This is a genomic window from Streptomyces sp. NPDC104761 (assembly GCF_055583445.1).
In genome coordinates, this window is sequence record NZ_JBVJNZ010000017.1 from 43650 (window position 1) to 53750 (window position 10101).

Consider the following 10101-nt stretch of genomic DNA (forward strand, 5'->3'; position numbering starts at 1 on the left):
GTACACGACGTACGGGGCCCCTCTCGTCGTATGCGGCGCCGCTACGACCGGTTGCGCGCCGACGTGACCCGGTAGACGTCGTACACGCCCTCCACGCCCCGTACGGCCTTCAGGACGTGGCCCAGGTGCTTGGGGTCGCCCATCTCGAAGGTGAAGCGGGAGGTGGCCACCCGGTCGCGGGAGGTCTGGACAGCCGCGGAGAGGATGTTGACGTGCTGGTCGGACAGGACGCGGGTGACGTCGGACAGGAGCCGGGACCGGTCCAGGGCCTCGACCTGGATGGCGACCAGGAAGACCGAGGACTGCGTGGGCGCCCACTCGACGTCGAGGATGCGCTCGGGCTCCCGGGAGAGCGACTCGACGTTGACGCAGTCGCTGCGGTGCACCGAGACCCCGCTGCCGCGCGTGACGAAGCCGATGATCGGGTCGCCGGGCACGGGGGTGCAGCAGCGGGCCAGCTTGACCCAGACGTCGTCGACGCCCTTCACGACCACGCCGGGGTCCTGGCTGCTGCGCCGCTTGCTGCGGCGGCCGCGGGTCGGCGGGACCGCCTCGTCGATCTCCTCGGTGGCCGCCTCCTCGCCGCCGAGCGCCTGCACCAGCTTCTGCACGACGTTCTGCGCGGCCACATGGCCCTCGCCGATCGCCGCGTACAGCGAGGAGATGTCCGGGTAGCGCATCTCGTGCGCCAGCGTGACCAGCGAGTCGCCGGTGAGGATGCGCTGGATCGGCAGGTTCTGCTTGCGCATCGCGCGGACGATGGCGTCCTTGCCCTGCTCGATCGCCTCGTCCCGGCGCTCCTTGGAGAACCAGCCGCGGATCTTGTTGCGGGCGCGCGGGGACTTGACGAAGCCGAGCCAGTCGCGGGACGGTCCGGCGCCGGTGGCCTTGGAGGTGAAGACCTCGACCAGGTCGCCGTTGTCCAGCGTCGATTCGAGGGGGACGAGGCGGCCGTTGACCCTGGCCCCTATCGTCCGGTGGCCGACCTCGGTGTGGACCGCGTACGCGAAGTCGACCGGGGTGGCCCCGGCCGGGAGCGCTATGACGTCGCCCTTGGGCGTGAAGACGAAGACCTCGTTGCGGGACAGGTCGAAGCGCAGGGACTCCAGGAACTCGCTGGGGTCCTCGGTCTCCTTCTGCCAGTCCAGCAACTGCCGCAGCCACGCCATGTCGTTGAGGTGGTCGTCCTTGCCCTTGCCGGACGACTTCGGCACGTCGGTGCGGACCTTGGAGGCACCGGCGACGGCCTCCTGCTTGTACTTCCAGTGCGCGGCGATGCCGTACTCGGCGCGGCGGTGCATGTCGAACGTCCGGATCTGGAGTTCGACCGGCTTGCCGTTGGGGCCGATGACCGTCGTGTGCAGCGACTGGTACATGTTGAACTTGGGCATCGCGATGTAGTCCTTGAAGCGCCCCGGAACCGGGTTCCAGCGGGCGTGGACGGTGCCCAGGGCCGCGTAGCAGTCGCGGACGGTGTCCACCAGGACGCGGATGCCCACCAGGTCGTAGATCTCCGCGAAGTCCCGGCCGCGGACGATCATCTTCTGGTAGACGCTGTAGTAGTGCTTCGGTCGGCCGGTGACGGTCGCCTTGATCCGGGCGGCGCGCAGGTCCGCCTGGACCTCGTCGGTCACTATGGCGAGGTACTCGTCCCGCTTGGGCGCCCGCTCGGCGACCAGCCGGACGATCTCGTCGTACATCTTGGGGTAGAGGATCGCGAACGCGAGGTCCTCCAGCTCCCACTTGATGGTGTTCATGCCCAGCCGGTGGGCGAGCGGCGCGTAGATTTCGAGCGTCTCGCGCGCCTTCTTCTCCTGCTTCTCGCGCTTGAGGTAGCGCATGGTGCGCATGTTGTGCAGGCGGTCGGCGAGCTTGATGACCAGGACGCGCGGGTCCTTGGCCATGGCGACGACCATCTTGCGCACGGTCTCGGCCTGCGCGGCCTCGCCGAACTTGACCTTGTCCAGCTTGGTCACGCCGTCGACGAGCAGCGCGACGACGTCGCCGAAGTCGCGGCGCAGGTCCTCCAGGCCGTACTCGGTGTCCTCGACGGTGTCGTGCAGCAGGCCCGCCATCAGGGTCGCCGGGTCCATGCCCAGCTCGGCGAGGATGGTGGTCACCGCGAGCGGGTGCGTGATGTACGGGTCGCCGCTCTTGCGCTTCTGGCCACGGTGCCAGCGCTCGGCGACCTGGTAGGCGCGCTCGATCTGGCGGAGCGTGGCGTTCTCGATCTTGGGGTCGTTGCTGCGGACTATGCGCAGCAGTGGCTCCAGGACCGGGTTGTAGGGGTTCGCGCGCTGCACGCCGAGGCGGGCCAGGCGGGCGCGGACGCGGTTGGAGGAGCCGGAGCGTGCGGGCTGGCCGCTGTTGGGGCGGGCCGCGGGGCGCTCGGGCGGGGCCGGCTTGGGGCGCGAGGTCTCGGCCGACTTCTCGACCGGCGCGGACTGGGCGTGCTCGACCGGCCCACGGGTGTCGTTCTTCGTCTGCGACACGTTCGGCGCGGGCTTGGCCGCGGGCGCCGAGGCGGGCTCGGGCTTGGCGGCTGTCAGTGGCTGGGCCTCGTCTGGCAAGAGGGCTCCTCGTGCGCGATCCGGGTCCCCCGGTCAGGCTCCGGAGTGCCCATGGTAGCGATCCTGGGCCATGTCATCGCCTGCAGGCCGGAGGGAGAACCGTATACGGGAGGAACACCGGAGGCTGCCGTGGGATTCCACAGGGGTGTCCTGCGGGTGCTCCCGGGCCCCGTGGAACGCGAACGGCCGCCCCCGGGAGGGGGCGGCCGTTCGGTCGGTCGTACGACGCTCAGACCTGGAGGAGTGCCTCCAGCGGCGCTCCCCGCAGGGCCGGCTCCAGGCGGCCGCGGCCGCCCAGGAAGCCCAGCTCCATCAGGACCGCGACGCCCGCGACCTCGGCGCCGGCACGGTGGATCAGCTGGATCGCGGCCTCGGCGGTGCCGCCGGTGGCGAGCACGTCGTCGACGATCAGGATCCGGTCGTCCGCCCCGAGGTCCTCGGCGTGCACCTCGATCTCGGCCGAGCCGTACTCCAGCTCGTAGGCCTGACGGAGGGTGGCTCCGGGGAGCTTGCCCGCCTTGCGGACCGGGATGAAGCCGAGGCCGGCGCGGACGGCGACCGGGGCGCCCAGGATGAAGCCCCGGGCCTCCAGGCCGACGATCTTGGTGGCGCCGGTGCGCTCGGCGATCTCCGCGAGGGCGTCGGTGAGCGCGGTGAACGCGGACGGATCCGCCAGGAGCGGGGTGATGTCCTTGAACATCACGCCCTGCTCCGGGTAGTCCTCGACGTCCCGGATACGGCTGAGCAGCAGCTCCTTGATGTCGGTCACCGGCGCTTCCCCGACGGGCGGCCGCGGCCGCCGCGGTTGCGGGAGGCGGGCTGGTTGCGCGGGCCGACGACGGCCGGAGTGGCGTCGTCGGACCCCTCGGAGCCGCCGACCCGGGCCTCGGCCATCTCCTCCTCGGCGCTGGCCTGGGCGCGCTTGGCGAGAACGCGCTTCCTGAGCGCCTTCATCTGCGGCTCGGCCTCCTTGAGGTCGGCGACGAGCGGCGTGGCGATGAAGATCGACGAGTAGGCACCGGCGGCGAGACCGACGAACAGCGACAGCGAGATGTCGTTGAGCGTGCCCGCGCCGAGGAAGCCGCCGCCGATGAACAGCAGGCCCGCGACCGGCAGCAGCGCGACCACCGTGGTGTTGATCGAACGGACCAGGGTGCCGTTGATCGAGTGGTTGGCGATGTCGCTGTAGGTGAAGCGGGTCTGCTTGGTGATGTCCTTCGTCTGCTCCTTGAGGCTGTCGAAGACGACGACCGTGTCGTAGAGCGAGTAACCGAGGATCGTCAGCAGACCGATGACCGTGCCGGGCGTGACCTCGAAGCCGACCAGGGCGTAGATACCGGTCGTGATGGTGATGTCGTGGATCAGCGCGACCAGGGCCGCGACGGCCATCCGCCACTCGAAGGCGATCGCCAGGTAGATCACCACGAGGACCATGAAGATGCCGAGGCCTTCCCAGGCCTTGTTGGCGATCTCGTCACCCCAGCTGGGGCCGACCAGGTCGGAGTTGATGGACTCCGGGTCCACGTTCATGTCCTTGGCCAGCTTGGCCTTGGTCGCGTCCGACTTCTGGGTGTCCATGCCGGCGATCTGGATGCGCAGGCCGCCCGTGCCGAGCTTCTGCACGACCGCGTCGTGGCCGGAGGCCTGCTGCGCGTAGGTCTCCGCCTGGGACACCGAGACGCTGGTCTTGGAGGTGGTGAAGACGGCGCCGCCCTGGAAGTCGATGCCCATGTTCAGGCCGCGCACCGCCAGGCCGACGATGGCCGTGATGGTGATCAGGATGGAGATGCCGTACCAGATCTTGCGCTTGCCGACGAAGTCGTAGCTGATCTCGCCGCGGTGCAGTCGGGCGCCGAGGTTGCCGAGTTTCGACATCGCTCACGCTTCCTTCGGGTCGACAGGGCCGGCGGTGGGGCCGGCGGGACGGCGGGTGCGGCGCAGCGGGGCCTTGGCGCCCAGGCCCTTCGGGTCGAGGCCCGACCACTTGTGGCCGCTCGCGAAGAACTTACGCCGGGCGAAGAGCGTCATCAGCGGCTTGGTGAAGAAGAAGACGACGACCACGTCGAGCACGGTGGTCAGTCCGAGGGTGAACGCGAAGCCCTGGACCTTGCCGACGGTCACGATGAACAGCACGGCGGCGGCCAGGAACGACACGAAGTCGGAGACCAGGATGGTGCGACGGGCGCGCGGCCAGGCCCGCTCGACGGCGGGGCGCAGCGTGCGGCCCTCGCGGATCTCGTCCCGGATGCGTTCGAAGAACACGATGAACGAGTCCGCCGTGATGCCGATCGCGACGATCGCACCGCAGACCGCGGGCAGGTTCAGCGCGAAGTGGATCGTCGGGCCGAGCAGCGACATGATCGTGTAGGTCAGGATCGCGGACACCAGCAGCGAGGGGATCGCGATCAGCGACAGGCCGCGGTAGAAGGCCACCAGGTAGATGATGACCAGCGCGAGGCCGATGGCACCGGCCAGCAGACCGGCGTGCAGCTGCTGACCGCCGAGGGCGGCGGTGACCGTGGTGACGCTCTCCGTCCTGAAGGAGAGCGGGAGCGCGCCGTACGACAGCACGTTGGCGAGGCTCTGGGCCTCCTGCTGGGTGAAGCTGCCGGAGATCTCCGCCGAGCCGCCGGTGATGGACTGGCTCACGGTCGGGCTGGAGACCACCTCGCCGTCGAGGACGATGCCGAACTCGTTCGTCGGCTGGGTGGTGTTCTTGGCGAGCTCACCGGTGACGTCCGCGAACTTCTTGGATCCGCTGCCGGTGAAGGTCATCTGGACCTGCCAGCCGGCGGCGCTCTGCGTGTCGTAGACGGCCTGGGCCTTCTTGACGTCGGTGCCGTCCACGCGGGCCGGGCCGAGCACGTACTTGTACCAGGCGTCGCCGATCTTGCCGCAGGCCACGGTGGTGTCGGTCGGCTTGGCACTCTTGCCGGCGGTGGCGCGCTGCGTGGCCTTGGTGCAGTCCAGCGCGGTGTACTCGGCCTCCAGCTTCGAGGCGGCGGCGGAGGCGCTCGCGTCGGCCGAGGAGGTGGCGGAGGGGCTCGCCGACGAGGAGGCGGACGCCGAGGACGACGGCGTGGAGCCGGCCTTCAGGGCGTCGGTGACCGCGCGGCCCTGCGAGGTGGCCGAGGAGGACGGCGAGGCGGACGACCCGGTCGCCTTCTGGGACGACGTCGACGCGCTGCTCGACGGGGAGGCGCTCGGGGAGGCGGTGGAGCTGCCGCTGGCGGACGCGCTCGGGGAGGCGCTCGACGCCGCGGCGCCGCTGGCCTCCTGGGCCAGGACCGGGCGGAAGTACAGCTTCGCGGTGGTGCCGACCTGCTGGCGGGCCTCTGCGGAGTTCGTGCCCTTGGGGATGTTGACGATGATGTTGCTGGTGCCCTGGGTCTGGACCTCCGCTTCGGACACGCCCAGACCGTTGACACGGCGGTTCATGATCTCGACCGCGGTGTTCATGTTGGTCTTGTTGATCGCGTTGGGCTGGCCCGGCTCGTTCCTCGCCTGCAGCGTGATGCTCGTACCACCGGCCAGGTCGATACCGAGACGTGGAGTGGTGTTTCCGGAGGCGAACATTCCGCCGGTGAGCGCCACGATGGCGATCAGGATGAGGGCCAGCGAGCGCCCTGGCTTGCTCTGGGCGCTCGCGCTCCGGCCCCTCTTAGGTGCTGCCACCTTCTCGTACTCCCTCTCGGGCCGCCGCGCGCCTGGTCGGTGCGGTCGGCCATGACATGGTGTCGGGATCCCGTGCGGGAAACAGACGCGCCCGGGGTGCGCGGTGCGTGTGGGATCTACGCACCGCTCCCCGGGGCACGGCTACTTCGCGTCGGAGTCGCCGTCGGTCTTCTTCGGCTCTTCGTCGGCCTTCGCCTCGGCGGTCGCGGACCCGGCCGGCCCGTCGGTCTTCTCCGCGGCCTCGGCCTCGTCCTCGGCGGCGTCCTTCTTCCCGAGGTCGACGGCCTTGTCGTCGGAGGCGGCGGCAGCGTCGGCAGGCTCGTCGTCGGTCTCGGTGAGGGAGGAGGCGTCGTCCGGGACGACGTCGGCGTCGGACTTCAGGTCGTGCTCGATGCCGTGCACGATGCGGTTGTACTCGTCGTCCGTGAGGATGGCGCCGATCGCGTTCTTCGCGAAGAGGAGCTCGACACCCGGGCCGGCGTCGAGGAGGACCGTGTCCTCGTTGACTTCCTTGACCGTCGCGTACATGCCCCCGATGGTGCGGACCCCGTTGCCGGGCTGGATCTCGTTCCGCATCTGGGTGGCCTGCTGCTGGCGCTTCCGGGTGGAACGCGTCATCAGGAACATGGCCGCGATGAGGACGATGAACACGAGAAGAGGCAAGCTATTCACGGGACGGAATTTCCTTCGCGCAGCCGCGGCGGTGAGCGGCCTGGATGATGGGGGTGTGGTCGGCGCCGCCCGCAAAGGCGGCATCGGCGGAGTCTAAGCGAGTCCGCGCGCATGGAACAACGCTCAGCATGGCACCTGGGTTCCTGGGCCCGCCAATGCCCCGCCGTCACGAAGCGATCACGTCTGCGGCCGGAGCCCGGTCGGCGGGCGGCGGTCCCTCCGGGCGGACAGGGGCACGAATCCGCGAGCCGGGCCCGGCTTACGAGGGGCTCGGCACATTCTCATCGGCAACGGCTCGGGAACCGGAGAGGTGGGCGGCCCCGGTCACCGGCGCGCCACGGACCGGGCACCGGACGCGCGCGGGCTCGGGCGCCGGTTTTCCGGAGCCGGGGGCCGCTGTTCCGGGGCCGGAGGCCGGTTTTCCGGGGTCGGAGGCCGGTTTTCCGGGGCCGGAGGCCGGTTTTCCGGGGCCGGAGGCCGGTTTTCCGGGGCCGGAGGCCGCTGTTCCGGAGCCGGAGGCCGGTTTTCCGGGTCGGAGGCCGGTTTTCCGGGCCCGGAGGCCGGTTTTCCGGGCCCGGGCCGATTTTTCGGGGCCAGAGCCGATTTTTCGGCAGATCCGAAACCCGTACTTCTGGCTCGTCCGGTTCCGCGGTGCGGCCGCTGCTCCCCCGCCGTGCCGGTGTCAGGTGCCGAAGAGGTCCTGCTGACCGGTTCCGCCCGCCGCGCCGCGCGGGGCGGTCAGGCCCAGGTGGGCCCAGGCCGCGGGGGTGGCGACCCGGCCGCGTGGGGTGCGGGCCAGCAGGCCCTCGCGGACCAGGAAGGGTTCGGCGACCTCCTCGACCGTCTCCCGTTCCTCCCCCACCGCGACGGCGAGGGTGGACAGGCCGACCGGACCGCCGCCGAACAGCTTGAGCAGGGCTTCCAGGACCGCGCGGTCCAGCCGGTCCAGGCCGCGCTCGTCCACCTCGTAGACGGCGAGCGCCGCGTGCGCGATCTCACGTGTGATCAGCCCGTCCGCCTTGACCTGCGCGTAGTCGCGGACCCGGCGCAGCAGCCGGTTCGCGATGCGGGGCGTGCCACGGGAGCGGCCGGCGATCTCGGCGGCGCCGGCCGGCTCGATCTCGACGTCCAGCAGGTGGGCGGAGCGGTGCACCACCCGCTCCAGCTCGCGCGGCTCGTAGAACTCCATGTGGGCGGTGAAGCCGAAGCGGTCGCGCAGCGGGGGCGGCAGCAGACCCGCGCGCGTGGTCGCGCCGACCAGCGTGAACGGGGGCAGCTCCAGGGGGATGGCGGTGGCACCCGGCCCCTTGCCCACGATGACGTCGACGCGGAAGTCCTCCATCGCCATGTACAGCATCTCCTCGGCGGGCCGGGACATGCGGTGGATCTCGTCGAGGAAGAGGACCTCCCCCTCCTGGAGGGAGGAGAGGATCGCGGCCAGGTCGCCGGCGTGCTGGATGGCGGGGCCCGAGGTGATGCGGATCGGGGCGCCCATCTCGGCCGCGATGATCATGGAGAGGGTGGTCTTGCCCAGGCCGGGGGCGCCCGAGAGCAGCACGTGGTCGGCGGTCGCGCCACGCGCGCGTGCCGCGCGCAGCACCAGGTCGAGCTGCTCGCGGACCTTCTCCTGGCCGATGAACTCGCCCAGGTCCTTGGGGCGCAGGGCGGCCTCGACGGCCTGGTCCTCACGGTCGGCGACGGCGCCCACCAGCCGCTCCGCGTCGGCGCCGGTGTCGGTCGGGTCGTCCCAGTTCATAAGTGATGTGCCTCAGCGATGGTGGGGTCAGCGGGCGCGGTTGAGGGTCTGCAGGGCCGCCTTGAGCAGCTGGCCGACCTGGGGCGGGCCGCCGGCGGCCTCGGCCTGCGGGGCGACGGCGGTGACGGCCTCGTCGGCCTCCCGGGTCGCGTAGCCCAGGCCGATCAGGGCGGCGTGCAGCTGGTCGCGCCAGCCCTGGCTGACCGGAGCGCCGATCGCGGGCGATCCGACGGGCTCGCCGAGCCGGTCCTTCAGCTCGAGGAGCAGCTTCTGCGCGCCCTTCTTGCCGATGCCGGGGACGGCGATCAGCGCCTTCTCGTCGCCGGTGGCGACCGCGCGGCGCAGCGCGTCCGGGCTGTGCACCGCGAGCATCGCCTGGGCGAGCCGCGGCCCGACCCCGCTGGCCGTCTGGAGCAGCTCGAAGACCTGGCGCTCGTCGTCGTCCACGAAGCCGTACAGCGTGAGCGAGTCCTCCCGTACGACCAGGGAGGTGGTGAGCTTGGCGGGCTGGCCCATGCGGAGCCCGGACAGGGTGTTGGGGGTGCACTGGACGGCGATGCCGATCCCGCCCACCTCGACGACCGCGGAGTCCGGGGCGAGGGCGGCGACCGGGCCGCTGACGAAGGCGATCATGCCGTACGGCCTTTCGTTGCGTTGGCTGCGTGCAGGGCGACGGCCTGCTGGAGTCGGTTCTGCGCGGGCGCGCGCCAGATGTGGCAGATGGCGAGCGCGAGGGCGTCGGCGGCGTCGGCGGGCTTGGGCGGGGCGCTGAGCCTGAGCAGCCGGGTCACCATGGCGCCGACCTGGGCCTTGTCGGCGCGTCCTGAACCGGTGACGGCGGCCTTGACCTCGCTGGGCGTGTGCAGGGCGACGGGGATGCCCCGGCGGGCGGCGCACAGCATGGCGACGGCGCTGGCCTGGGCGGTGCCCATCACGGTCCGTACGTTGTGCTGGCTGAACACCCGCTCCACGGCGACGAATTCGGGCCGGTGCTCGTCCAGCCACTGCTCGATGCCCTGCTCGATGGCGACGAGGCGATGGCCGAGTTCGGCGTCCACGGGCGTCCGTACGACCCCCACGCCGACCATGGTGAGCGGCCGCCCGGCGACGCCTTCGACGACACCGACACCGCACCGGGTCAGCCCGGGGTCCACCCCCAGTACGCGCACCGCGCCCCTCCCCTCTGTGCGGCTGGACCGCCGCCGCTCTCGCGGATCTGTCCGAGCACCGTCGTGTTCCTCGACCGATGGTCGCGGTCCGTCGACGGTGATCTGTGGATGGCGCCAGGCTAGCCGCTGCCACCGACAACAGCGGCGGGGGGGGGGGGGGGGGGGGGACGGGCCCCCCCCCCCCCCCCGCCCCCCCCCCCCACCCCACCCCCCCCCCCCCCCCCCCCCCCCCCCCCCCCCCCCCCCCCCCCCCCCCCAC

General features: G+C 71.3%; 8 protein-coding genes. All 8 read right to left on the bottom strand.

Going from position 1 to position 10101, the window contains the following annotated elements; genetic code table 11:
• Positions 1–41: 41 nt before the first annotated feature.
• The 8 genes from ACZ63F_RS35460 to ruvC all read right to left on the bottom strand — a co-directional run bounded on the left by ACZ63F_RS35460 (position 42) and on the right by ruvC (position 9842).
• Entirely contained in the window at positions 42–2570 is a 2529-nt protein-coding gene (locus tag ACZ63F_RS35460; protein WP_351960519.1) for a RelA/SpoT family protein, read from the bottom strand.
• 229 nt (positions 2571–2799) lie between these two features.
• Positions 2800–3339 carry an adenine phosphoribosyltransferase gene (locus ACZ63F_RS35465; RefSeq protein ID WP_469717506.1) on the bottom strand — a complete coding sequence of 180 codons (540 nt, stop codon included), beginning with the start codon at positions 3337–3339 and terminating at the stop codon, positions 2800–2802.
• On the bottom strand, positions 3336–4445 hold the full coding sequence (gene secF, locus ACZ63F_RS35470) for a protein translocase subunit SecF (protein WP_469717508.1): 1110 nt from the start codon (positions 4443–4445) through the stop codon (positions 3336–3338). The genes ACZ63F_RS35465 and secF overlap by 4 nt, the downstream gene beginning before the upstream one ends.
• A 3-nt stretch (positions 4446–4448) precedes the next feature.
• Positions 4449–6245: a protein translocase subunit SecD gene (secD, locus tag ACZ63F_RS35475; RefSeq protein WP_469717510.1), complete on the bottom strand. Its 1797-nt coding sequence runs from the start codon at positions 6243–6245 to the stop codon at positions 4449–4451.
• Positions 6246–6386: 141 nt separating this feature from the next.
• Positions 6387–6917, bottom strand: a complete 531-nt coding sequence (gene yajC / locus ACZ63F_RS35480) for a preprotein translocase subunit YajC (RefSeq protein ID WP_469717512.1) — start codon at positions 6915–6917, stop codon at positions 6387–6389.
• A gap of 682 nt (positions 6918–7599) precedes the next feature.
• Positions 7600–8673, bottom strand: coding sequence for a Holliday junction branch migration DNA helicase RuvB (gene ruvB / locus ACZ63F_RS35485; RefSeq protein WP_352366790.1), 1074 nt, complete (start codon positions 8671–8673; stop codon positions 7600–7602).
• Between the two features lie 27 nt (positions 8674–8700).
• Positions 8701–9306 (bottom strand): Holliday junction branch migration protein RuvA, encoded by a 606-nt coding sequence (gene ruvA / locus ACZ63F_RS35490; protein ID WP_469717514.1) that lies wholly within the window; start codon positions 9304–9306, stop codon positions 8701–8703.
• Positions 9303–9842, bottom strand: coding sequence for a crossover junction endodeoxyribonuclease RuvC (gene ruvC / locus ACZ63F_RS35495; protein WP_352366786.1), 540 nt, complete (start codon positions 9840–9842; stop codon positions 9303–9305). The genes ruvA and ruvC overlap by 4 nt, the downstream gene beginning before the upstream one ends.
• Positions 9843–10101: the final 259 nt, after the last annotated feature.